Genomic DNA, 25059 nt, shown 5'->3' on the forward strand with positions numbered 1-25059 from the left:
GGGTGAGTATTGTGCGAGAAATGTATCCGAAAAATGGTCGTGTTATTTTACATGTAGATATGAATTGTTTTTTCGCATCTGTCGAAATTGCTCATGACCCATCATTACAAGGAAAGCCGTTAGCGGTTGCTGGAAATGAAAAAGAAAGAAAAGGAATTATCATAACATGTAGTTATGAGGCGAGAGAATATGGAATACGTACAACAATGCCCCTTTGGGAAGCGAAAAGGTTATGTCCGCAATTAGTTGTAAGGCGCCCTAATTTTACATTATATCGTGAAGCTTCATTTCAAATGTTTCAAATCCTTTCTCGTTTTACGGAAAAAATACAACCAGTCTCTATAGATGAGGGGTATTTAGATATTACAGATTGTTATGGGCTCGGTTCGCCTCTTGAAATAGCAAAGATGATTCAGCAGGCGTTATTAACAGAGTTACAGCTTCCGTGTAGCATCGGAATTGCTCCAAATCTCTTCCTAGCAAAAACAGCTTCTGATATGAAAAAGCCTCTCGGTATTACGGTGCTTCGAAAACGAGATATTCCAGAAATGATTTGGCCACTTCCAGTTAAAGCGATGCATGGAATTGGAGAAAAAACAGCTGAAAAATTAAATGATATTCATATACAAACCATTGAGCAGTTAGCAAAAGGAAACGAACATATCATTCGCGCTAAAATTGGAAAACACGGTGTTGATTTACAACAGCGTGCAAAAGGTATGGATGATAGGGAAGTTGATCCGAGTCAAATGGGACAACATAAAAGCGTTGGTAATTCGATGACTTTTTCAAAGGATATGGATGAAGAGAAAGAATTACTTGATATGTTAGAACGGCTATCCAAATCAGTGAGTAAAAGATTACAAAAGCGAACTCTTGTCAGCTATAATATTCAAATTATGATTAAATATCATGATAGGCGGACGGTAACGCGGAGTAAGCAATTGAAAAATGCCATTTGGGAAGAACGAGATATTTTTCAGGCAGCCTCTCGTTTATGGAAGCAACATTGGGACGGTGATTCCGTTCGTTTACTAGGTGTTACGGCTACTGAAATAGAGTGGAAGACAGAATCGGTGAAACAATTAGATTTGTTTTCATTTGAAGAAGATGCGAAAGAAGAGCCGCTACTTGCTGTCATTGATCAAATTAATGATAAATATGGAATGCCGCTTTTACAACGAGGTAGTCAATTATTACGTAAGCAAGAAAAGTCTTTTCAGCAAAAATTAGAAAATAAGTTTATATAGAAGGTGTCATGAAGCTGTAAATATCATGACACCTTTCATTTTTAACTTGCTTCTAAATCTAATGAAGTTTTCCACCCTGCTGCAGTAACGCCAGATTCTAATAGCATTCTACTCACTATTTTTTCTATTAAGACCGCTGTATTTGTGTTGCAGTGTAATGTAGCTTGTATACACACTTTTTGATTAGAATCTACGTCTTCACTATACAATTCTTTTAAACCGATGCCTTCAGAACTTACCATATGCATAAGTAAAAAACGAATATGGGCTTCATTTTCTTCTGAACAAGTAAGAGAAAGTAAGTAGTTCGTTTGTTCAGGCGATTCTTCTTTTGATTTCTGATTCATAAAGAGAGCGATTGGGCGCAGTAGTATATTTGCTAGTAAAACGCCGGTTGCACCTAATATAGCTGCAACGAGGAAGCCAGCGCCTGTAAGAGTACCAACGGCAGCTGTGCACCATAGGGTAGCTGCAGTATTAAGCCCTCTAATACTAAAACCATCGCGGATAATAACGCCGCCTCCTAAAAAGCCAATGCCACTAACGACTTGAGCGGCAATACGTGAGGGGCTAGCATCCGTGATCAAGTATGACGGATAATAAAACAAATATACAGGCACCAAGTGATACGAGAGCATTTGTCCGTAAACCAGCCATCCTATGTCTCCATTGCCGTTCCATTCCGATGCAAGCACCTACAATAATTGCAATAAATAATCTTAATACAATGTCATACCATACCATCATGGTCACCTCCATACATATAAGTCCATGTTATGTTTTTGAGAATGAGCGGGGAGTACCCGCTCATTCTCATTTTTATAACCAGCTATGAAACTTTTTAATATAAACTTTTTTTAGGAGCTGTGTTAAGAAAGCATAGCCTAATAGTATTCCTACTAACCAAGGGAAATAGCTAAGTGGTAATGCTTGTAATCCAACGGCTGCTCCAAGTGGTGAGAATGGAATGTAAATTCCGATTGCCATAATACAAGCGGTTAATAAAAGAACCGGTACTGATGCAGTACTTTGAATAAATGGAACCTTCCGTGTTCTTATCATGTGAACAATTAAAGTTTGTGTTAGTAATCCAACGACAAACCAACCTGATTGGAATAATGATTGTTCGCTAGCTGTATTTGCACCGAAGACGTTCCACATGATCACATAGGTGATCATGTCAAATATGGAACTAATGGGACCGATGCAAATAATGAAGTTACGTAAATTTGCAGTATCCCATTTTCTTGGTTTTTCTAAAAACTCTTTATCCATTTTGTCCCATGGAATAGACAGTTGTGAAATATCATAAAGTAAGTTTTGAATTAAAAGGTGAATGGCAAGCATCGGCAAGAAGGGAATGAATGCACTTGCTACTAACACACTAAATACATTTCCGAAGTTAGAGCTCGCTGTCATTTTAATGCATTTCAAAATATTCCCAAATGTAGTGCGTCCTTCTAAAATACCTGCTTCTAATATCATTAAACTTTTTTCAAGTAGAATAATATCGGAAGACTCTTTTGCAATATCAGTTGCAGTATCAACACATATGCCAACGTCAGCTTCACGTAACGCTACGGCATCATTAATACCATCACCCATATAACCTACAGTGTGTCCGTTTCCTTGTAATACTCGTATAATTCGAGATTTTTGTATTGGATTTAGTTTAGCAAATACAGTTGTTTCTTCGGCTAGCTTTGCTAATGCTTTATCAGGTAAAGCATCGATTTCGTAACCAAGGACAGGCTCGCCAATATTTAATCCAACTTCTTTACAAATTTTTTTTGTCACGATTTCGTTATCGCCAGTTAAAATTTTTACTTGTACACCATGTTTTTGTAATGCTTGAATGGCAGTAGCTGCAGATGGTTTCGGTGGATCTAAAAAGCCAATATATCCAGCGAGAATCATATCAGTTTCGTCTTTTACTGCGTACTCTGTATCATTTATTCTTCTATCTTTTTTATAAGCTACAGCAATAACACGCATACCTTCACTATTCAATGTCTCACTTAGTTGTTTTACATGTAAACGCATGTCGTCGGTAAGAGAAACAACTTTGCCATCTACTTCAGTGTAGTTGCAAATAGATAAAATTTCTTCTACTGCCCCTTTACAGACCATTGTATGTTCACCTGAATTGTTTTTCACAATGAAGACATACGCCGACGAGCAAAATCAAATGGAATTTCATCTAGTTTTTGAAAAACGGATGGATCAAATTTTTGGTTTTCTTCTGTATGTTTCATAACGGCTTTATCTATTAAATTTTTCAATCCTGTTTGATAGAAGCTATTTAAATAGGCAAAGTGTAATACACGATTACATGTATTACCGTTAGGATCTAAGTGCCGGACAAGTACAACTTTATCTTCTGTTAACGTTCCTGTTTTATCGGTACAAAGAATGTTCATAGCACCTAAGTTTTGAATAGAATTCAGCTGTTTTACAATTACTTTCTGTTTAGACATGTTAACGGCACCTTTAGCTAAATTAGCAGTTACGATCATTGGTAACATTTCAGGTGTAAGACCTACAGCAATAGCGATAGCGAAGAAGAAAGCCTCTTGCCAATCCCCTTTTGTGAATCCGTTAATGAGAAGAACGATAGGTGCCATAATAAGCATGAATGTAATTAATAGCCAGCTTACTTTGTTTACACCTTTATCAAAGCTTGTTTCTACGCGCTTACCGATTACTTTATTTGCTAAAGAGCCGAAATACGTATCGGTACTTGTGGAGATGACAACAGCTTTTGCGCTACCACTTACAATATTTGTCCCCATGAAGCAAAGATTTTCCATATCGAGTGGATTGTAATTTTTTTTCGTGCTTTTCGGTAATAGATGTTTATTTTCTGTATGGTAGCAGTGTTCGTATTTTTCTACAGGAAGTGATTCCCCTGTTAAAGAAGATTGATTCACAAATAAATCTTTAGCGGATAAAATACGCACATCAGCTGGAACGATATCACCGGCTGAAAGGGAAATAATATCGCCAGGCACAAGTTCCTCAATTGGAATTTCCGTTGTGTCAGTTTGCTTTAACCTTTTTACATTTTTTGTTTCGTGCACAAATCCATCTATTCTAAAGACACTCGCTGTTGTTCGAACCATAGCCTTTAACTGATCCGCAGCTTTTTGAGAACGAAACTCTTGTAAAAAGCGAATCGTTGCACTTAGCATTACCATTACAGATACGACAATAGTTCCTTGTATGTCATCTGTGAAAAAAGAGAGTGCGCCGAGAGCTAATAAAACAAAAATAAACGGATTTTTAAATGCTAGCAGAAATTGAATGTACCACGGTGATGTTTTATTATAAGCTATTTCATTGAGGCCATATAAAGAAAGTCTACGAGACGCTTCTAGTTTAGAGAGCCCATCTTCTGTTGTTTCTAAAAGGCGTAACGCATTGTTTACATCTTGTGTTGCGACTTCCACTAATAATTCGTTATTTGTTTGCATGCTCTCTTGATTGTAAGCATGCTTTGTTTCTTGGCTTTGTACATTTAACATTGGTAGTTCCTCCTTTTTCATGAAGGAGGAAACAATCTGTTACTCGACTATTTGAAATTAGGAGGAACAGTTTCTTTCCTACCTACATGATGAAATATTAACGTAAAACATATGGGTATCTGGGCCGAATCATCAATTGCCAACTGTTCCTCACCTCCGTACAATTTAGTAGTTTCTGAATATGCTATGTTTGTTTCATAGTAGGGTGCATATATACGTAAAAAGACCTTTACTCAAAACGAGTAAAGGTCTGAATTCGCAGTTAAAAGAGTCCAAAACAAAGACTGTTAGTAAATATAGATAAAAACAGTTTTTGTGTATGACAAAATACACGCACCTCTCCCTCGTTGAGTTTTAGCACTGTATAGCATAGGTACTGAAACCAGCTACGTTAAAAAAGGCCTTCATTCCGACCTTTCCTGTTGACCCATTGGCGTCTCTCGACATTTTTGGGCAGCAGCGTTTCTCTATACAGGAGCCTCACCTAACAGAGACCATATTCAATTACATGTTGAATGTTAGCACTGAAATTTTGTAGTGTCAATATATTTTTTGAAAACTCAAATAGATTTATGGTGGCTATATAGTAGGAAATAAGAGGAGTTTTTTTGAAATAAGATTGGAAAATAAATATTGTAATGAACATAAATAAAAAGCACTGATTACAGTGCTTTTTATTATAGATTATGAGATTGTAGTATTTTCAAAAATAACAATTTCTGAATTGTTTGTTGTTGAAACACGTTGTGCATAATATGTTAAAGCTGAAGAAATATATGTTGGTAACGAATCATTTGTATGTGTTGTTGTATATTCATGGATTAATTCTTTCAAAGTCGTCCATTCTAATTGTGCTGGGTGATCAGACACGAAAGAACTTACCCAGCGATCAAATGAAGATGAAAAATCTGTTTGTAAACGAAATGCTTCTTTCATAATAAAACGCTCCCTTAAAATGTAGTATAATCATTTTAACATAAAACACGAACAATTGATAAGTTTTTTGAGTATAACGTTCGTGATATATAGTTGTCTAGATGATTGGTTATGTAAATTCGATTTGCCATTTGAAATAACATTCCGTAAGATGAAAGGTAGATTATATAAAGAGCTGGAGGAAAGAAAGTGGAATTTGTATTTTTAGGAACTGGTGCAGGTGTTCCTTCGAAAGGAAGGAACGTTTCAGCAATTGCTTTGCAATTGTTAGAAGAACGAGGACAGACTTGGTTATTTGATTGTGGCGAGGCGACACAACATCAAATATTACATACATCAGTACGTCCACGCCGCATTGAAAAAATATTTATTACGCATTTACATGGTGATCATATTTTTGGATTGCCTGGTTTATTGGGAAGCCGTTCGTTCCAAGGAGGGACTACACCTTTAACAGTGTATGGACCAAAAGGAATTAAACAATTTATTGAAGTGGCATTATCAGTAAGTACGACACATGTAAAATACCCACTTGAAATTGTTGAGATAACAGAAGAAGGTACTGTGTTTGAAGATAATGAATTTCATGTGGAAACGAAAAGATTGTCACATGGTATTGAATGTTTTGGATATCGTATTATAGAGAAAGATATACAAGGCGCCCTTTTAGTCGATAAATTGCTGGAGATGGGTGTGAAACCAGGTCCACTCTTTAAACGTTTAAAAGATGGAGAAGTGGTTGAATTAGACAATGGTACGATACTAAACGGAAAAGATTTTATCGGCCCACCTCAAAAAGGAAGAATTATTACCATTTTAGGTGATACAAGATATTGTGAAGCGAGTAGAGAGCTGGCACAAGACGCTGACGTACTTGTTCATGAAGCAACTTTTGCGGCAGAAGATGAACAACAAGCGTATGATTATTTTCATTCTACAACTAAGCAAGCTGCGAGTATTGCACTTCAGGCCAATGCAAAACGATTAATATTGACTCATATTAGTTCTCGTTATCAAGGGGATACATATAAGGAACTATTGAAAGAGGCAAGAGAGCTATTTTCTAATACAGAAATAGCTATGGATTTGAAAATATTTCCAGTAGAAAGATAATAATGATGTGAAAAAGTGGTGACGAGAGGTTGCCATTTTTTTGTTTCTAAAAAAAATAAAAATAAAACTGTTATCATTTTATGCTTATATTGGATGAAACAGAAAGTTTTAATGATGTGAAGATATAGGATAAAAATACAAAGTACCGTTTATTTAGAAAAACTGTTATATAAGTCAGACGACATACGAGTAGTACAAATAGCAAAAACGGATTGTTATTCAGAACTTTTAAAATTCAATAAAAGTAAGCGTTTTATTAAAAACAAGCTATAATGAGGGCAGATTATAATTTATTGTAGGATACATGCATTTTAGCCATTTATCGCAACAAGTGAAGTTGACTAAATCGTGAGAGGGCAATATGGAAATTATAATAAGAAGGATATTACTATTATTTATACTAAGTCTTTTTTCACCTTTTAGCTTTAAAGCACCAAAAGGTATGAAAGCAATGGGAGTTTCACTTGTTTATGCTATCCTTGTAAGGGGTTCTGTGTTAAACTTTGGATTGCTACCAGACTTTATTGTGGATTAGCTTATATTATTTTTAAATGAAGGTAATGCTAAGTTTCTTATTTATTATGATGATTAGTATTATTTCAGGATATATTGTTTCACTGTTATTCAAAAACGATCCAATTCGTATAGCGAGACAAATTCGTAGTACAACTGGAAAAGCAACCGATTTGGTAGCTTAATAGAATAGTAAAAAAATTTTTCATAGAGGTTGAGGGGGAGTTATGATGAAGTATCGCTCAGTATTTGATATTATTGGTCCAGTTATGATTGGTCCATCAAGTTCACATACAGCAGGCGCAGCAAGAATGGGGCAAGTTGCTCGCCAGCTGTTTCGTCATGAACCAGAAAGAGTAATCATTTCATTATATGGATCATTTGCAAAGACGTATCGTGGGCATGGTACAGATGTAGCGCTAATAGGTGGGATATTAGGATTTGAAACAGATGACTTACGTATTCCAGAGGCGCTAGAGATAGCAAAAGAGCGCGAAATTGAAGTGGAATTCATTGAAGAAGATGCAAATGCACCTCACCCAAATACAGCGAGAATTCGTTTGTATAAAGGTGAAGAAGAAATTGAAGTTGTTGCTTGCTCGATTGGTGGCGGTAAAATTGAAGTTGTAGAATTAAACGGATTCGATCTTCAATTATCAGGCACGAGCCCAGCACTACTTATTGTAAATAACGATCGCTTCGGTGCTATTGCAGCAGTAGCTTCAATCCTTGCGAAACACGAGATTAACATTAGTACAATGAGTGTTTCTCGTAAAGAAAAAGGAAGAAGAGCGCTTATGGTCATCGAAACAGATGAATTATTAGCAGATAAAGTGATTGAAGAAATAAAAGCGCAACAAAATATTTGTCAAGTAACTATTATGGAATAATTGCAGGGGGGACACACCATGTTTCGGAACGCAGCGGAACTAGTGGCGCAAGCTAAAGAACAAAATGTAAAAATCGCAGAAATTATGATTCAATGTGAAATGGAAACAAGAAGTATTTCACGTGAAGAAGTAATCGCTGGTATGGAAAAGAACTTAGTCGTGATGGAGCAAGCAGTAGAACGTGGTATTCGCGGTGTGAAATCACCAACTGGTTTAACTGGTGGAGATGCTGTAAAAGTTCAGGCGTATATGAAGAGCGGAAAAGGCTTATCTGGAGATACGATTTTGGACGCAGTGAGTAAAGCTGTTGCAACAAATGAAGTAAACGCAGCGATGGGAATTATTTGTGCAACACCAACAGCAGGGTCTGCTGGAACAGTGCCAGGTGTACTATTTGCACTAAGAGAAAAATTGCAGCCTACACGTGAAGAAATGATTGAATTCTTATTTACAGCAGGAGCTTTCGGTATGGTTGTTGCGAATAACGCTTGTATTTCTGGTGCAGCGGGAGGATGCCAAGCTGAAGTTGGTTCAGCAAGTGGAATGGCAGCTGCAGCTGCAGTTGAAATGGCTGGTGGAACACAAGATCAAGCAGCTACAGCGATGGCAATTTCATTAAAGAACATGCTTGGTTTAGTATGCGATCCTGTTGCAGGACTTGTAGAAGTACCTTGCGTAAAACGTAATGCAGCAGGAGCTGCAAATGCGATGATTTCAGCTGATTTAGCATTAGCTGGTGTAACGAGTACCATTCCATGTGATGAAGTAATTGAGGCAATGTTTAGAATCGGACAAACGATGCCAGTAGCACTTCGTGAAACAGCTGAAGGTGGACTTGCAGCAACACCAACTGGTCGTCGTCTGCAAGAAGAGATTTTTGGGAAGACTAATAAGTAAAAAATATATGTTTATAAAGAAATGGAGCTCAAGTAAGATTGAGCTCCATTTTTTTATTTTTCTTTTGTTAGTTGTTCTAATGTTTTCCCAAGATTATGTGATCGTTGTGTAGCCTGTGTAATACAAGAAATAAGTGCTTGTTGAAATTGGTGTTCTTGTAATACTTCAATGCCTGCTTCGGTCGTTCCACCAGGAGAAGTAATTTCCTTTCGCAAAATAGAAGGATGTTTTTCACTTGCTTTTAGCATTTCAGCAGCACCAATCATCGTCTGAAGAATAAGTGACTTTGCAACATCTTCTTTTAAACCGATTTCTTTTGCAGCTTCTTCCATCGCTTCTACTACGTAATAAATATAAGCAGGCCCACTCCCAGATAATGCAGTGACAGCATGCATATCTTCTTCCTCTACAACAGAGACGAGACCAATCGTTTCAAATAAAGATGTTGCAGTGCGAATATGTTCCGCTGTTGCATGTTTTGAAGGGGAGATAGCGGTAGCTGATTTTAAAATGGCTGCGGATGTATTTGGCATTGCACGAATAATTGGAACGTCTTTTTGAAGTAGTTTTCTAATTGAGTGAGTAGAAACACCTGCTAGTAATGAAATGATAAGCACGTTATTATTTATGTATTCTTTAAAAGGGGTAAGCGCCTCTGCAACATCCTTTGGTTTCATTGCTAGAAAAAGAATATTTGCATCAGTAAGTAATTCTTTTTTATTATGAGTACCTTTGACACCGTATTTGTTATGTAGCTCTTGTAATCTTGTCTCGTTAGAACGATTACTTACAGTGATTTGTTCACCTTTAACAACATTTGCATGTAGCAAGCCACCAATAATAGCTTCAGCAATAGAGCCTGCACCGAGAAAGGAAATGTTTTGAATAGACATGATGTTCCTCCTTTAATTTTGGTTAGAAATTCTTATAAATGTACATACATTCGTTTTTTTATAGGAAACACCTCTTTTTATCTGAAAATAATGACAAATATATATAGAAGTTGTAAACTGAAGAAGTATTCATTTTTGAACCGGAAAGAGACAGGGGGGCTAAGCATGACGGCGATTCACCGAATGGAGATTCCTGTACCATTTGCAGTGGAAACTGTGAATGTGTTTTTAGTTGAGGGGGAGACATTAACATTAATTGATACAGGGACGAATACAGAAGAGGCAAGAAGTGCGTTAGAAAGTCAATTAGGTGCATTAGGATATGAGATAGAAGATATTGAAACAGTAGTCATTACGCATCATCATGCGGATCATTGTGGGCTTTTAAATATATTTTCGGAGAAAACGAACATTATTGGACACCCTTGGAACGAGCCGTGGATTACGCAAAATCCAGAGTTTTTAAAGCGGTATCATGAGTTTTTTAGAGAGACAGCCTTGCAATTTGGTGTTCCAGCAGCATTTTTGAAAGACGAGGCGTTATTGACGACAAGGACACTGAAATATTCTTGTAATAGATCGTTAACGCATACTGTGAGAGAGGGAGATCGTATTGATTCCTTACCTGGCTTTACAGTAATCGAAACACCAGGTCATGCTTCTACTCATATTTCATTATATAGAGAATCTGATGGAATATTAATTGGCGGGGATGCTCTCATTAGTCATATTTCTTCGAATCCAATATTAGAACCACCATATGAAGGACAAACAGAAAGGGCACGCCCGTTATTACAATATAATCAAACGTTAAAGCGTTTAAGTGAAATGAATATTTCGCGCATTTTATCAGGACATGGAGAAGATGTTCTAAATGTGAAACAACTTATTGAAACGAGATTACAAAAGCAAGAAACACGTGCGTTTAAAGTGCTTGAGTTATTAAAGGAAAAACCAATGACAGCATTTGAAGTATGTGTAAAACTATTTCCGGTATTATATAAGGAACAATTGCCACTTACTATTTCAGAAACGGTTGGACAATTAGACTTTTTAGCATATAATCAACAAGTGATGATTGATGAATCTTCGCAACAATTGATTTATTATGCAAAGTAGGTGACAGCAATGACGGGACGTTTACAAAATAAAGTAATCGTCATTACAGGTGCTTCTAGTGGAATTGGAGAGCAAGTTGCAATGCAAGTTGCAGAGCAAGGGGCGACTCCAGTATTAATGGCTAGAACAGAAGAGAAATTAAAAGCGTTAGCAGACAAAATTAAAGAAACTTATAATACGCCTTGCTATTATTATGTATTAGATGTAAGTGAAGAGACGGGAGTACAATCTGTTTTTTCAAAGGTATTACAAGAAGTGGGACGTATTGATATATTAGTAAACAATGCGGGATTTGGTATTTTTAAAACGTTTGAAGATGCGTCAATGGATGAAGTGAAAGATATGTTCCAAGTAAATGTATTTGGATTAGTAGCTTGTACGAAAGCGGTACTACCTTATATGGTAAACAGAAACGAAGGACATATTATTAATATTGCTTCACTTGCTGGGAAAATTGCAACTCCAAAATCGAGTGCATATGCAGCGACGAAACATGCCGTATTAGGTTTTACGAATAGTTTACGCATGGAGTTGTCTAGTACAAATGTTTTCGTAACAGCGATTAATCCAGGTCCGATAGATACGAACTTTTTTGAAATAGCTGATCAATCTGGTACATATGTGAAAAATATGGGACGATACATGTTAAAACCAACATATGTAGCAGAACAAATCGTAAAGTCAATGAAAACGAAAAAGCGTGAAGTAAACTTACCGAAATGGATGGGCATTGGTCCGAAACTTTATGCTCTATTCCCAGGTTTATTTGAGCGTGTTGCAGGCAAATCATTAAGCAAAAAATAGGAGATTTCCATATGGAAATCTCCTATTTTTTATTTTCCAGTCACATAATCGTAAACGATATCCTCAACTGCCTCGTATACATCAATTTCAGTATTTGAATGAATTATCGTTTGAATATGTTTAATTAGCATTTCCTGATCTTCATTTGACATAGGATTACATTGATATTGCTGAAAACTTTTTATAATCATTTTCTCAATTAATTTTTCATTCATGTTTTTCCCCGCCTGTATGTATACATGTATTGTTTTATTGTACTAGAAGTGAAATGGAAAAACTACTATACACTATTCGTGTATAAAAATTCGGTTATATATATTGTTTTTCTAGTAAAATTAAGTTTTTAAAGTTTGCAAAATTTATAAATATTTAATTGACTCTATAAATATACAATATTATAATCATACTTAATTTAAAGAATCGATATGAGGAGGAGCATATGAAAGTCGCGATTATTGGAGCAACTGGGTATGGAGGTATTGAGTTAATTCGGTTATTAGAGCAACATCCATATTTTTCGATAACATCTCTTCATTCTTTTTCGCAAGTTGGCGAGTGTATAACAAATGTATATCCGCATTTTCAAAATGTTTTTGTTCATACGTTACAAGAAATTGATGCGGAGGAAATAGTGAAGGAAGCAGAAATTGTATTTTTAGCAACCCCAGCAGGAGTATCAGCAGAGTTAACTCCAAAATTATTAGCGGTAGGTTTAAAAGTAATTGACCTATCTGGAGACTTTCGTATGAAAGATCCTTCGACATATGAACAGTGGTATAAAAGGGCAGCTGCAAAAGAAGAAATTCTTAAGAAAGCAGTATATGGGTTAAGTGAATGGAAAAGGTCCGAAATTCAAAAGGCAAATTTAATTGCAAACCCGGGATGTTTTGCTACAGCTGCATTATTAGCGATATTGCCGTTAGTACGTAGCAGCATAATTGAAGAAGATTCAATTATTATTGATGCGAAATCAGGAGTATCTGGAGCAGGCAAAACGCCAACAACGATGACTCACTTTCCTGAGTTATACGATAACTTGCGTATTTATAAAGTAAATGAGCATCAACACGTTCCTGAGATTGAGCAAATGCTTGCAGAGTGGAATAGGGAAACGAAGCCAATCACGTTTAGTACACATTTAATACCGATATCACGAGGGATTATGGTTACATTGTATGCGAAAGTAAAACGAGAAATGGAAATAGAACAACTTCAAAAGTTATATGAAGAAACGTATGAACAATCGGCTTTTATTCGAATTCGCACGCAAGGAGAATTTCCAAGTCCGAAAGAAGTGAGGGGCTCAAATTATTGTGATATGGGGATAGCTTACGATGAAAGAACAGGAAGAGTGACAGTCGTTTCTGTTATAGACAATATGATGAAAGGTGCGGCTGGGCAAGCGATTCAAAATGCAAATATAGTAGCGGGACTAGAAGAAACAACAGGTTTACAACATATGCCGCTTTATTTATAAGGGGGGACGTGATGATTAAAATAGCGTCTATTACAAAAGTAGAAAATGGTTCGATTGTAACGCCGAAAGGTTTCTCGGCCATCGGTACTGCAATTGGTCTGAAAAAGGAGAAAAAGGATTTAGGGGCAATCGTTTGTGATGTACCGGCATCATGTGCTGCTGTTTATACAACAAATCAAATACAAGCAGCCCCGTTGCAAGTAACAAAGGATAGTATAACGACTGAGGGGAAATTACAAGCTATTATCGTTAATAGTGGAAATGCAAATGCTTGTACAGGAATGAAAGGATTGCAAGATGCTTACGAGATGCGCGCATTAGGGGCGGAACATTTTGGAGTGAAAGAAAAGTATGTTGCAGTAGCTTCAACAGGTGTAATTGGTGTTCCTTTACCGATGGATATAATCCGAAAGGGAATTGTAACTCTTATTCCGGCGAAGGAAGAAAGGGAAGCTCATTCTTTTTCTGAAGCAATCTTAACGACGGATCTTATAACGAAAGAAACTTGCTATGAAATGATTATTGATGGGAAAAAAGTGACGATTGCTGGTGTTGCTAAAGGTTCAGGGATGATTCATCCGAATATGGCAACGATGCTGAGCTTTATTACGACAGACGCTCATATAGAGCATGACGTATTGCAAACAGCATTATCACAAATAACGAATCATACATTTAATCAAATTACGGTGGATGGAGATACTTCTACGAATGATATGGTCATCGTTATGGCAAGTGGATTATCAGAAACGAAACCAATCGATATGGAACATGCAGATTGGGAAACTTTCGTATTTGCTTTACAGAAGGTATGTGAAGATTTAGCCAAAAAAATTGCACAAGATGGTGAAGGCGCTACGAAGTTAATAGAAGTAAATGTGCTAGGAGCGAAAGCGAGTGAAGAGGCAAAGAAAATTGCAAAGCAAATAATTGGTTCAAGTCTTGTGAAAACCGCAATACACGGTGAAGACCCAAATTGGGGGCGAATTATTAGCAGCATTGGACAAAGTGAAGTAGCGATTAATCCAAATACAATTGATATTACTCTTCAATCTATCGTTGTGTTAAAAAATAGTGAACCTCAAATGTTTTCTGAAGAGGAAATGAAAAAGAGATTACAAGAACATGAAATTATGATTGATGTGTATTTACATTTAGGAGAAGAGACCGGATCAGCTTGGGGCTGTGACTTAAGCTATGAATATGTGAAAATAAACGCTTGTTATCGTACATAAGGAGAGGAAAGATGAGCGATTATATTGTAGTGAAATGCGGCGGTAGTATGTTGGAGCAATTAAATGATGTGTTTTTTGATTGTATAAAGAAATTGCAGCAGAAGTATAAAGTAGTGATTGTTCATGGTGGTGGCCCGGAAATTGATGCCAAATTAAAAGATTGTAATATCAACGTAGAAAAAAAAGATGGATTACGGGTAACACCAAAAGAAGTTATGGATGTTGTTCAAATGGTGCTATGCGGAAGTACGAATAAAAAACTCGTAATGAATTTACAAAAGCATAATTTACTTGCAGTAGGTTGTTCAGGATGTGACGGCAAATTAATTCAAGTTCAACCTGTCAGCGAGGAGATAGGATATGTGGGAGAAGTAAGCTATGTAGAAACAGCCTTATTAAAAGGGTTAATAAATATGAATTATATTCCTGTTATTGCTCCGGTCGGGATTCATGATAATGAGATTTATAACATAAATGCGGATACCGCTGCAGCTGGGATTGCGGCCGCACTATCCGCAAAAGAACTCATTTTTATTACGGATGTAGATGGGATATTACATGAAGGGAAATTGATAAAGAAAACAGATGAGTCTGAAATTGCAACTCTTATAGAAAAAGGAGTTATTACAGGCGGGATGATTCCGAAAGTACAGGCGGCACTAGCTTCATTAAAAATGGGAGTACAAAAGATAAGTATCGTAAATGGTACAAAAGATTTTACTGAAGATACAGGTGAGTGTATCGGAACGACGGTAACGAGGGGCGTGAGTATTGTATGACAAGTCATCTTTTTCAAACGTATGGAAGAAGAAATATTGAGTTTGTAAAGGGAAAGGGAACGAAAGTTATTGATAAAAATGGTAAGCAATATTTAGATTTTACATCGGGAATTGGCGTATGTAATTTAGGACATTGTCATCCTACTGTTATGAAAGCTATACAAGAGCAACTTAATGATATATGGCATATATCTAACCTATTTACGAACCGCTTACAAGAAGAAGTCGCTTCATTATTAATAGAAAATATAGCATTAGATTATGTGTTCTTCTGTAATAGCGGGGCAGAGGCGAATGAAGCAGCTTTGAAGCTAGCCCGTAAGCATACTGGAAAATCTCTCGTCGTAACATGTGAGCAGTCTTTTCACGGTAGAACATTCGGAACGATGAGTGCGACGGGGCAAAATAAAGTGAAAGAAGGATTTGGTCCGCTCCTTCCGTCTTTTTTACATACCCCATTTAACGATATAAAGGCGCTCAAGGAGGTAATGAATGAAGAAGTTGCGGCAGTAATGGTAGAAGTTGTTCAAGGAGAGGGAGGAGTCATACCTGCTGATCTATCTTTTTTGAAAGCGATTGAAACATTATGCAATAAGTTCGGTTCCTTATTTATTATAGACGAAGTACAAACAGGGATCGGAAGAACAGGGACATTATTTGCTTACGAACAAATGGGAATAAATCCTCATATCGTTACTACCGCTAAGGCGCTTGGAAATGGCATTCCAGTTGGAGCGATGATTGGTAGGAAAGAACTTGGAACATCGTTTACTGCAGGATCACACGGCTCAACGTTTGGCGGAAATTATGTTGCAATGGCTGCAGCGAAAGAAGTATTGCAAGTAAGTAAAAGACCATCGTTTTTAAAAGAAGTACAAGAAAAGGGCGAGTACGTATTACAGAAGTTGCAAGAGGAATTACAACATGTCGAATGTATTCAAAATATACGTGGTAAGGGGCTTATGATTGGAATTGAATGTACACATGAAGTTGCAAGTTTTATAGAACAACTAGAAAAAGAGGGACTTCTCGTATTACAAGCAGGGCTTAATGTTATAAGACTATTACCGCCACTCATTGTAACGAATGAAGAACTAGAACAGGCAGTATATATGATAAAAAAAGTAGTTTGTACAAAAAACGTATCAATCATATAAGGGGGAGATTTCATGTCAACTGTACAAGTACCAAAATTAAATACGAAAGACCTTTTAACTTTAGAAGAATTGACGCAAGAAGAAATCATTTCATTAATTGAGTTCGCCATATATTTAAAAAAGAATAAGCAGGAGCCTTTATTACAAGGCAAAATATTAGGGCTTATTTTTGATAAACATTCAACTCGTACTCGTGTATCTTTTGAAGCGGGAATGGTACAGCTCGGAGGACATGGTATGTTTTTAAGTGGGAAAGAGATGCAAATGGGAAGAGGAGAGACAGTTGCAGATACTGCGAAAGTATTATCGCAGTATATTGATGGGATTATGATACGTACATTCTCACATGCAGATGTAGAAGAGCTTGCAAAAGAATCGAGTATTCCTGTTATTAACGGTTTAACGGATGACCATCATCCTTGTCAAGCATTAGCAGACCTAATGACAATATATGAAGAAGTAAATACATTTAAAGGAATAAAATTGGCTTACGTAGGTGACGGAAATAATGTATGTCATTCATTGTTGTTAGCGAGTGCGAAAGTCGGAATGCATATGACTGTTGCAACGCCTGTAGGGTATGAACCGAACGAGGAGATTGTAAAAAAAGCGTTAGCGATTGCTGAAGAAACAGGAGCTGAAATTGAAATTTTGCATAATCCTGAATTAGCAGTGAGTGAAGCAGATTTCATTTATACTGACGTTTGGATGAGCATGGGGCAAGAGGGAGAAGAAGAGAAATATACTTTATTTCAACCATACCAAATTAATAAAGAACTTGTTAAGCATGCGAAGCAAACATATCGTTTCTTACACTGTTTACCTGCCCATCGTGAAGAAGAAGTAACAGGCGAAATTATAGATGGACCAAAGTCTATCGTATTTGAGCAAGCCGGTAATCGATTGCATGCGCAAAAAGCATTATTAGTAAGTTTATTTAAAAATGTAGAAGAGCTTTCCTAAATAATGTACACCTCCAGTTGTTAGACACGAATAACAATTGGAGGTGTATTTTTTATAGTGAAATGTCATATGTATATTTAGTTAACCATTTCGATATCATCTATAATAAAAGGGAAAATGAAATTTGTTTTTCGGAGTGTGTAAGGGCATACTAGGTATAAAAATATAGTTAAAGAGATGATGAGAGTGAAAACAACTAAGAAAACATGTTCGTTTTTTCAGCGGATGTGGAGAATATTAAAATTTCAATATTATAAGTTGCTTCGATCACCAGAAGGAGCAAAGAAAGTATCATTAGGTTTTGCGATTGGTTTTGGTTTAGAGATGTTGGTTATATATACGGCATCGCTCGTCTATTTAATATTTTATCCAATTGTTCGATTAGCAAAGGGATCTTTTCCTGCTGCGGTTATTGGCAATATTATTGGGAAGATATCATTTCTACCGGTATTTTTATTTCCGTTTGCTTATGCGCTAGGAAAAATGATATATCCATTTCATGTACAAAAAATACATCATGAACCATTTACGATATCGGACTTGTTTTCGAGTCATATTTTTACGATATTGAAGGGTTTATTGCAGAGTGAAGTGTATGTATTAATTGGAATGACGATTTTAGGAGTTGTGTTTGGTGTAGTTTCATATTTCGTTGTGCATTATTTGTATGAAAAGAACCGTAAGTTACGTTTGAAGAATAGAAAGAAACGAGTGAGAGAACCACTCATGCAAATATAAAGAGTGTCACATTCATTTTTTCCTTTGAATATGTTTAAGAAAAAGGGGGAGAGAATGAATGTATTATTATTACGTACCTCAAGTATATCCATATGTAAATCATTATCCGGTTTATGATACGAGTAGACAATACGAATTATATCGACAACAACAAGTACAGCAATTACCGCAAATACCATCACAACAACCTACGCAAGATCAAAAACCATATTTAACGACATGGCCATATTCAAATGTATATTATGGTAATTATTACGAATCATAAAGCTGCTTCTATTTAGAAGCAGCTTTATGCGTTGGTTTTCAAAATTAAATTTTGAATGGTTTGAAGAGAATGGATGAGCTTCTCACGCTCTTCCTCAGATAATGTTTGGAAATTTTCTTTTAGTTTGTCTAAAATGAATTGCTGATACTGATTTACTAACAATTTCCCTTCACCTGTTAGGGAAATTAAAATGACCCGTCGATCTTTTTCGCTATAATGACGCTCTATTAGTTCTTCTTGAATCAGTTTGTTTAATAGAGGTGTCATGTTAGGCCGTGAAATCGCTAGCCGCTTGCCGATTTCGGAAACTGCTAATGTGCCATTTTCATGCAGAAGCAGTAATACTTGTGTATGTGATGGCGGCATATGTCTTTGAGAAGAAAATTCTCCAGGAAGCATAAATTTGCGATAAAAAAGAGGCACTAGCGAAAGAAGATGATCAACAATACGTTCCCACTCGCGTGATTCCATATAAAGGCCCCCTTCCACTCTCATTGTAACAAAAAAGACATGTTATAAAAATAGAATTGTTTCATGGGAATTTTAATATTTGTAGGCCAACACTTTTTTTGTAAATGAATCGGCAATAATCGTATAGCCTTTATCATTTGGGTGTACTTGGTCAAAGAGTAATTCTTTTTTATCATTCGATATTAATTTACGAATGGGTAAAACGATAGATGGTTGATTTGCTTTTGAAATGGAATAAACGGATTCATTCCAGCCGTCTAAAAACATATCTGCATAACTTGCGATGGAGTCATCGAGTTGTAACGGGTTATAGAGTTCAGAAAGAATGAGTAAAGCATCCGGATTTTGATCTCTAACTGTCTTTACAATATTTTTTACATCCGCTTCAAAATGAGCTTTTTCCTTATTTAACATTTTAATACCATCTATAACACCGACATCACGATTTAAGCGAAATAAATTATTTCCCCCAATATTAATCGTAATGATATTTGCTGCTCTAATTTTTTGCTTTACATCTTCTGATTGAACTTTTTTAGCGAGACGATCTGTTGTAAGACCGTTTATACCAAGGTTTTCTACTGTAATTGGTTTATGAACTTGTGCTTCTATTTGTTTAGAAGCTAATTCAGCAAATCCCCCTTGTGTCGATCCATATCCTTTGGCGAGCGAATCACCTAGTACGAGATGATAAAAGGAACCGTTTGTTTGCTTATCAATCCAACTTGGAGTAGATGTTTTTTCTGTGTTTTTTTCTGGTTCATTTTGTTTTGTCTCATCGTTCTTTTCAAAGTAAGAATAAGAAATGATTAGAAGGAGGAGACAAACAATTGTTAAGATGACTTTTTTCATAAATTCATCCTCCTTGTAATTGGTAATTGTATCATATTCAGCAGTATTAACAATGTAAGGGCATATTATATGTTTATGAAAAGTTTACAATAACTTTACAGAAAATTTGTAGAAGTATGTCAAAAAATATTGACGATATGAAAGGACATTATATATGATAATGTCAGATAAGGTAAAATTCTACATAGTGGGAGCTTTATCTCCCGTTAATTGCTAGTCTTCATCAAATGATCGTTTAAGGGGACTACTCGTTAGCGTAGGGTGGAATGAAAATTGTGTATCTAATAGAAGAAAAAAGGTATGTGGTTAGAGACTCATAGAAATTCATTTCATTATTCTTTGGTAATTGTATAAGGGGGATTTTTTGTGAAAAAGTCAAAAAAAATGCTAGCTGGAGCAACTCTTGCTATAGGTGTGATAGCGCCGCAAGTATTGCCAACAACAGCTCATGCGGATGAGAAAGCTGGGGAGAGTACAGTTAATTTACGAATTCTAGAAACATCAGATATTCACGTTAACTTAATGAATTACGATTATTATCAAACGAAAACAGATAATAAAGTAGGTCTCGTGCAAACTGCAACACTTGTTAATAAAGCACGTGAAGAAGCGAAGAACTCTGTCCTATTTGATGATGGGGATGCATTACAAGGGACACCGCTTGGAGATTATGTAGCGAATAAAATAAATGATCCGAAGAAGCCTGTGGATCCTAGTTATACACATCCATTATATCGTTTAATGAATTTAATGAAGTATGACGTCATCTCTCTTGGGAATCATGAATTTAACTACGGTTTAGACTATTTAAACAAAGTAATTAGTAAAACAGAGTTCCCGGTTATTAACTCGAACGTCTATAAAGATGATAAAGATAATAATGAAGAGAACGACCAAAACTACTTTAAACCATATCATGTTTTTGAAAAAGAAGTAGAAGATGAATCAGGGCAAAAACAAAAAGTGAAAATTGGCGTAATGGGATTTGTTCCACCTCAAGTTATGAACTGGGATAAAGCAAATTTAGAAGGAAAAGTTAAAGCGAAAGATATAGTTGAAACAGCGAAGAAAATGGTGCCAAAAATGAAAGCAGAAGGTGCAGATGTTATCGTTGCACTAGCGCATTCCGGTGTTGATAAGAGTGGATACAACGTTGGCATGGAAAACGCGTCGTATTATTTAACAGAAGTTCCTGATGTAGATGCAGTATTAATGGGACATTCACATACTGAAGTGAAGGACGTATTTAATGGTGTTCCAGTTGTAATGCCTGGTGTCTTTGGAAGTAACTTAGGTATTATTGATATGCAATTGAAAAAGGTAAACGGAAAATGGGAAGTACAAAAAGAGCAATCGAAGCCGCAACTTCGTCCGATTGCTGATAGTAAAGGGAACCCATTAGTAAAATCTGATGAAAAATTAGTTAATGAAATTAAAGATGATCATCAAGCGACAATTGATTATGTGAATACAGCTGTAGGAAAAACGACAGCGCCAATTAATAGTTATTTTTCATTAGTACAAGATGATCCTTCTGTACAACTTGTAACAAATGCACAGAAATGGTATGTAGAAAAGCTATTTGCTGAAAATGGACAGTATAGCAAATATAAAGGAATTCCAGTTTTATCTGCAGGAGCACCATTTAAAGCAGGTGGCCGAAACGGTGCTACATATTATACGGATATTCCAGCTGGAACGTTAGCAATTAAAAATGTTGCAGATTTATACGTATATCCAAATACGTTATATGCTGTAAAAGTAAATGGGGCACAAGTGAAAGAATGGCTTGAAATGTCTGCAGGTCAGTTTAATCAAATCGATCCAAAGAAAACAGAAGAACAGCCATTAGTAAATATAGGCTATCCTACATATAACTTCGATATTTTAGATGGCTTAAAATACGAAATTGATGTAACACAACCGGCGAAATACGATAAAGATGGAAAAGTTGTAAATGCAAATACGAATCGTATTATAAATATGACATATGAAGGTAAGCCAGTAGCTGACAATCAAGAGTTCATCGTCGCTACAAATAACTATCGTGGAAGTAGCCAAACGTTCCCAGGTGTAAGTAAAGGAGAAGTTGTATACCAATCACAAGATGAAACACGTCAAATCATTGTGAAGTATATGCAAGAAACACCAGTTATTGATCCAGCAGCAGATAAAAATTGGACGTTTAAACCGATTGTTGCAGATAAATTAAATACAACGTTTGATTCTTCACCAAATGCACAAAAGTATATAAAGAAAGATGGGAACATATCATATGTTGGACCATCTGAAAATGAATTTGCTAAATATGCAATTGATATAACGAAGAAGAACGATGATAATAAGGAAACTGGTGGAGAGAACCCAACACCACCACCAACAGGTGAGGGCAGTAATGGAGGAAATCCAACGACACCACCAACAGGTGAGGGCAGTAATGGAGGAAATCCAACGACACCGCCAACAGATGAAGGTAATAATGGAAATAATGCAGGATCTGGACAAACAACAACGGATAATGAAAACGCAAAAGAAACAACAACTGTGAGTGAAAAGAAAGAAGAACGTGATTTACCGAAAACAGGTACAAGTGTTGTTTCTACAATTGGAGCAGGTTTGGCATTTGTTGGAGCGGGGTTACTTCTGTTATTTAGAAGAAAGAAAGCAAATAGATAGTCGAGAAATACAAAAAGGATTACCGATTAAGGTAATCCTTTTTAGTATATTATGAAATTGTTACTGCTTTTTCTTTCTTCCATGAAAGGCCAAATCCAGTGAAGCCAACAATAATTGTTAAGACTGGGCAAGCTAAACAGAAAATTGCGAATGGAAGGTAATCAAATGTCGGAACGCCAAGGACGTTTGTTAAGAATACGCCACTTACTCCCCATGGTACGAGCGGGTTAATAACTGTACCTGCATCTTCTAGTACTCGTGATAAATTACGACGTTCTAAACCAACTTCATCGTATTTATTAGCAAATGCTTGTCCTGTTAAAACGATGGATAAGTACTGCTCACCAAGTAAGAAGTTTACACCAATTGCAGTTGAAGCAGTAGAAATAATTAAGCGTGTGCTATTTTTTACGAAGCTAGAGATGATATTCATCAGCTGCGTGATAATACCCATTCCTTGTAATAATCCTCCCATACAAAGAGCTAGGAAAATAAGTGCAATCGACATCATCATACTTTGCAGGCCACCGCGAGATAGTAAGCTATCAATGTCTTTTATACCAGTTTTAGAAACGTAGCCGTCTTGCATAATTTTCATTAAATCAGCTAAAGAAGTGCTAGGTTTAAAAATAAAGAGAATAATAATTCCTACCACTATTCCTGCAAGCAATGTTGGAACTGCTGGAACCTTTTTAAATGCGAATAGGAACAGTAATAAAATTGGAATCAGTGTAACGATAGAAATCGTTGCATTTTTCTCTAACGTGCTAATAAAGTTTGTGAAGTCAACGTCTCCACTAGTTCCGTTTCCTAAAATGAAAAATGCGATAAAAGCAATAATGAAAGCTGGAACTGTTGTCCAAAGCATGTTACGAATATGCTCGAATAAATCTACACCCGTTACAGCAGGAGCTAAATTTGTTGTATCAGATAAAGGAGACATTTTATCTCCAAAGAATGCACCAGAAATAATTGCACCAGCGATTAGAGCCGGGTCGTATCCAAGAGCACTACCCATTCCCATAAAGGCAAGTCCTACAGTTGCGGCTGTTGTAAAGGCACTACCGATACTTGTTCCAACAATTGCACAAACAACAAAAACAGTAGGAACGAAAATTTTAGGAGATACAAGCTGGAAGCCGTATACCATTAAAGTTGGAATTGTTCCAGCAGCGATCCAAACACTAATTAATACGCCTACAAGTAAGAAAATAAAAATAGATGGAATACCAGCTGAAATACTACTGATCATCCCTTTTTCCATAGTAGACCAAGAGATTTTTTTCGTAAATCCAAATGCTAATAAAAGAACGATACCAAATAAAATTGGGATGTGTGGTGAAACTTCTAATTGAATAACACTAAAGCCAATACAGAAAAAGATAAATAATGTTAAAAGAACAGATTCAATTTTTGAAACCATTGTTTTTCCCTCCTAAGTAATCTAAAATAGCTCTTTTTTATATAAAATTCGCCAATATTGTTTATTTCCTTCTAAAATTTAGAATTTTGTGACAAATTACCGGTAATTGTCCATATCTCAATATGATGCGGAAATGATTGGATAAAAAAACGTCCCTGCATATAATTATGCAGGGACGAAGAAATCGCGGTACCACCCTAGCTTGTGAAATGAATGTATCACAAAATAAAGGGTCGTATGATATGCGTTAATAAAATAAAAACGCCCCTGCAATATATGCAGGGACGAAAAATTCGCGGTACCACCCTAAATTGTGAAACAGTTTCGTTTCACCACTCTTTAGACATAACGGTCTATAACCGTCTTTCACTACTCCTTACGTTTCGTAAAAGAAGCTCCAGGGGGTAATTCATAATTCGCTCTGTACTGGTTCGCACCGACCACCAGCTCTCTGAAATCAGAAATCGAAATACTACTAAATCCTATCAACGCCGATTCATATGATGTTAGTTAAATTTTTATCACATATTCATCATAAATGTCAATAAAAATGTGTGATATTTTTTTAGGGAAATAAAGGAAATAGGTTTTAACACTGAAAAATGTGCGTTATAATGAATTTGAAAGGGGAGGAAAGAGTGAAGAAAAAAATAATTCTTTTTACCACCTTACTAGTCATTGGCGGAAGTGCTGGAATTTACACAGCTTTTGCAGCTGAATCAGAGCAGGCGAAGCAAAAGCAAATACAGCAGTCAGAAGTGAAGAAAGCGAAAGAAGCTGAAGAGAAGAAGTCGATGGAAAAAGCAGCTGAGAAACTAGGAGTTTCTACGGAAGGGAAAACAAAAGAAGAGGTTACGAAAGAAGTAAATACCGCTAGATTTGAGAAGCGCCATGATCTATTGATTGAACATGCAAAGCAACTTGGCATTAATACAGAAGGAAAAAAAGATGAAGAGATTATTTTAGAAATTGGAAAGATACAACATGGAAAGTAGAACAACTTATCGTATGATAAGTTGTTCTTTTTTAAGAACTTCTTGATTTAAAAATAATTGACAGTCATTTAGATTTAATGTTAACTATA

22 protein-coding genes, 2 pseudogenes, 1 riboswitch and 1 other annotated feature are annotated in these 25059 nt (G+C 36.1%); of the genes and pseudogenes, 16 read left to right on the plus strand and 8 right to left on the minus strand.

From position 1 onward, the window contains the following. Positions 1-11 precede the first annotated feature (11 nt). The gene (locus tag CO726_RS01310) at positions 12-1250 is read left to right on the plus strand and encodes a DNA polymerase IV (protein WP_099683069.1); all 1239 of its coding nucleotides are present in this window, start codon (positions 12-14) and stop codon (positions 1248-1250) included. A 41-nt stretch (positions 1251-1291) separates the two neighbouring features. Here the strand turns inward: CO726_RS01310 and CO726_RS01315 are convergent. The 3 genes and pseudogenes from CO726_RS01315 to CO726_RS01325 form a co-directional block, all read right to left on the minus strand. Next, positions 1292-1994: pseudogene (locus CO726_RS01315) on the minus strand (MgtC/SapB family protein). Between the two features lie 75 nt (positions 1995-2069). Continuing rightward, a pseudogene (mgtA, locus tag CO726_RS01320) lies at positions 2070-4774 on the minus strand (magnesium-translocating P-type ATPase). Between the two features lie 331 nt (positions 4775-5105). After that, positions 5106-5273, minus strand: a riboswitch (M-box (ykoK) riboswitch). Between the two features lie 185 nt (positions 5274-5458). Continuing rightward, on the minus strand, positions 5459-5710 hold the full coding sequence (locus CO726_RS01325; RefSeq protein ID WP_098758516.1) for a DUF3932 family protein: 252 nt from the start codon (positions 5708-5710) through the stop codon (positions 5459-5461). Between the two features lie 189 nt (positions 5711-5899). Between CO726_RS01325 and rnz the strand changes: the two genes are divergently transcribed. The 4 genes from rnz to sdaAA all read left to right on the plus strand — a co-directional run bounded on the left by rnz (position 5900) and on the right by sdaAA (position 9123). Then, positions 5900-6823 carry a ribonuclease Z gene (gene rnz / locus CO726_RS01330; RefSeq protein WP_099683070.1) on the plus strand — a complete coding sequence of 308 codons (924 nt, stop codon included), beginning with the start codon at positions 5900-5902 and terminating at the stop codon, positions 6821-6823. Between the two features lie 560 nt (positions 6824-7383). Beyond that, positions 7384-7521, plus strand: a complete 138-nt coding sequence (locus tag CO726_RS32280) for a hypothetical protein (protein WP_245916534.1) — start codon at positions 7384-7386, stop codon at positions 7519-7521. Between the two features lie 45 nt (positions 7522-7566). Beyond that, positions 7567-8226, plus strand: a complete 660-nt coding sequence (gene sdaAB / locus CO726_RS01340; RefSeq protein WP_098758518.1) for an L-serine ammonia-lyase, iron-sulfur-dependent subunit beta — start codon at positions 7567-7569, stop codon at positions 8224-8226. An 18-nt stretch (positions 8227-8244) separates the two neighbouring features. Next, positions 8245-9123, plus strand: a complete 879-nt coding sequence (gene sdaAA, locus CO726_RS01345; protein WP_098758519.1) for an L-serine ammonia-lyase, iron-sulfur-dependent, subunit alpha — start codon at positions 8245-8247, stop codon at positions 9121-9123. A 53-nt stretch (positions 9124-9176) separates the two neighbouring features. Here the strand turns inward: sdaAA and proI are convergent, their stop codons facing one another. Beyond that, the gene (proI, locus tag CO726_RS01350; RefSeq protein ID WP_099683071.1) at positions 9177-10016 is read right to left on the minus strand and encodes a pyrroline-5-carboxylate reductase ProI; all 840 of its coding nucleotides are present in this window, start codon (positions 10014-10016) and stop codon (positions 9177-9179) included. A gap of 165 nt (positions 10017-10181) precedes the next feature. Here proI and CO726_RS01355 point away from each other — a divergent pair, with 165 nt between their 5' ends. Both CO726_RS01355 and CO726_RS01360 read left to right on the plus strand, forming a co-directional pair. After that, positions 10182-11135, plus strand: coding sequence for an MBL fold metallo-hydrolase (locus tag CO726_RS01355; RefSeq protein ID WP_099683072.1), 954 nt, complete (start codon positions 10182-10184; stop codon positions 11133-11135). Positions 11136-11144: 9 nt separating this feature from the next. After that, positions 11145-11939, plus strand: coding sequence for an SDR family NAD(P)-dependent oxidoreductase (locus tag CO726_RS01360; protein ID WP_099683073.1), 795 nt, complete (start codon positions 11145-11147; stop codon positions 11937-11939). Positions 11940-11968: 29 nt separating this feature from the next. Here CO726_RS01360 and CO726_RS01365 read toward each other — a convergent pair whose 3' ends face one another. Then, positions 11969-12154 (minus strand): YqzH family protein, encoded by a 186-nt coding sequence (locus tag CO726_RS01365; protein WP_001003210.1) that lies wholly within the window; start codon positions 12152-12154, stop codon positions 11969-11971. A gap of 224 nt (positions 12155-12378) precedes the next feature. Between CO726_RS01365 and argC the strand changes: the two genes are divergently transcribed. The 7 genes from argC (at position 12379) to CO726_RS01400 (ending at position 18553) form a co-directional block, all read left to right on the plus strand. Beyond that, positions 12379-13416 (plus strand): N-acetyl-gamma-glutamyl-phosphate reductase, encoded by a 1038-nt coding sequence (gene argC, locus CO726_RS01370; RefSeq protein WP_099683074.1) that lies wholly within the window; start codon positions 12379-12381, stop codon positions 13414-13416. 11 nt (positions 13417-13427) lie between these two features. Further along, the gene (gene argJ / locus CO726_RS01375) at positions 13428-14651 is read left to right on the plus strand and encodes a bifunctional glutamate N-acetyltransferase/amino-acid acetyltransferase ArgJ (protein WP_136699314.1); all 1224 of its coding nucleotides are present in this window, start codon (positions 13428-13430) and stop codon (positions 14649-14651) included. A gap of 11 nt (positions 14652-14662) precedes the next feature. Further along, positions 14663-15430, plus strand: a complete 768-nt coding sequence (gene argB, locus CO726_RS01380) for an acetylglutamate kinase (protein ID WP_099683076.1) — start codon at positions 14663-14665, stop codon at positions 15428-15430. Next, positions 15427-16587 carry an acetylornithine transaminase gene (gene argD / locus CO726_RS01385; RefSeq protein WP_099683077.1) on the plus strand — a complete coding sequence of 387 codons (1161 nt, stop codon included), beginning with the start codon at positions 15427-15429 and terminating at the stop codon, positions 16585-16587. The genes argB and argD overlap by 4 nt, the downstream gene beginning before the upstream one ends. Positions 16588-16599: 12 nt before the next feature. Next, positions 16600-17550, plus strand: a complete 951-nt coding sequence (gene argF, locus CO726_RS01390) for an ornithine carbamoyltransferase (RefSeq protein WP_099683078.1) — start codon at positions 16600-16602, stop codon at positions 17548-17550. 177 nt (positions 17551-17727) lie between these two features. Continuing rightward, positions 17728-18288: a DUF2062 domain-containing protein gene (locus CO726_RS01395; protein WP_098758529.1), complete on the plus strand. Its 561-nt coding sequence runs from the start codon at positions 17728-17730 to the stop codon at positions 18286-18288. A 58-nt stretch (positions 18289-18346) separates the two neighbouring features. Then, positions 18347-18553 (plus strand): hypothetical protein, encoded by a 207-nt coding sequence (locus CO726_RS01400; RefSeq protein ID WP_099683079.1) that lies wholly within the window; start codon positions 18347-18349, stop codon positions 18551-18553. Between the two features lie 24 nt (positions 18554-18577). Here CO726_RS01400 and CO726_RS01405 read toward each other — a convergent pair whose 3' ends face one another. Together CO726_RS01405 and CO726_RS01410 are read right to left on the minus strand one after the other, a co-directional pair. Next, a complete protein-coding gene (locus CO726_RS01405; protein ID WP_088231029.1) occupies positions 18578-19024 on the minus strand; it encodes a MarR family winged helix-turn-helix transcriptional regulator in 447 nt (148 codons plus the stop codon). A gap of 72 nt (positions 19025-19096) precedes the next feature. Beyond that, complete coding sequence (locus CO726_RS01410) at positions 19097-19876, minus strand: GDSL-type esterase/lipase family protein (protein ID WP_099683080.1); 780 nt, start codon at positions 19874-19876, stop codon at positions 19097-19099. 366 nt (positions 19877-20242) lie between these two features. Here CO726_RS01410 and cpdB point away from each other — a divergent pair, with 366 nt between their 5' ends. After that, on the plus strand, positions 20243-22552 hold the full coding sequence (gene cpdB / locus CO726_RS01415) for a bifunctional 2',3'-cyclic-nucleotide 2'-phosphodiesterase/3'-nucleotidase (RefSeq protein ID WP_099683081.1): 2310 nt from the start codon (positions 20243-20245) through the stop codon (positions 22550-22552). A 49-nt stretch (positions 22553-22601) separates the two neighbouring features. Here the strand turns inward: cpdB and nhaC are convergent, their stop codons facing one another. Next, a complete protein-coding gene (gene nhaC / locus CO726_RS01420; RefSeq protein WP_099683082.1) occupies positions 22602-23975 on the minus strand; it encodes a Na+/H+ antiporter NhaC in 1374 nt (457 codons plus the stop codon). 277 nt (positions 23976-24252) lie between these two features. After that, positions 24253-24473, minus strand: a binding site (T-box leader). Positions 24474-24613: 140 nt separating this feature from the next. On the opposite strand from nhaC, the gene CO726_RS01430 reads away from it, so the two are divergent. Continuing rightward, positions 24614-24970: a hypothetical protein gene (locus CO726_RS01430; RefSeq protein ID WP_136699316.1), complete on the plus strand. Its 357-nt coding sequence runs from the start codon at positions 24614-24616 to the stop codon at positions 24968-24970. Positions 24971-25059: the final 89 nt, after the last annotated feature.

This window comes from Bacillus fungorum (assembly GCF_002746455.1).
Lineage (GTDB): Bacteria > Bacillota > Bacilli > Bacillales > Bacillaceae_G > Bacillus_A > Bacillus_A fungorum.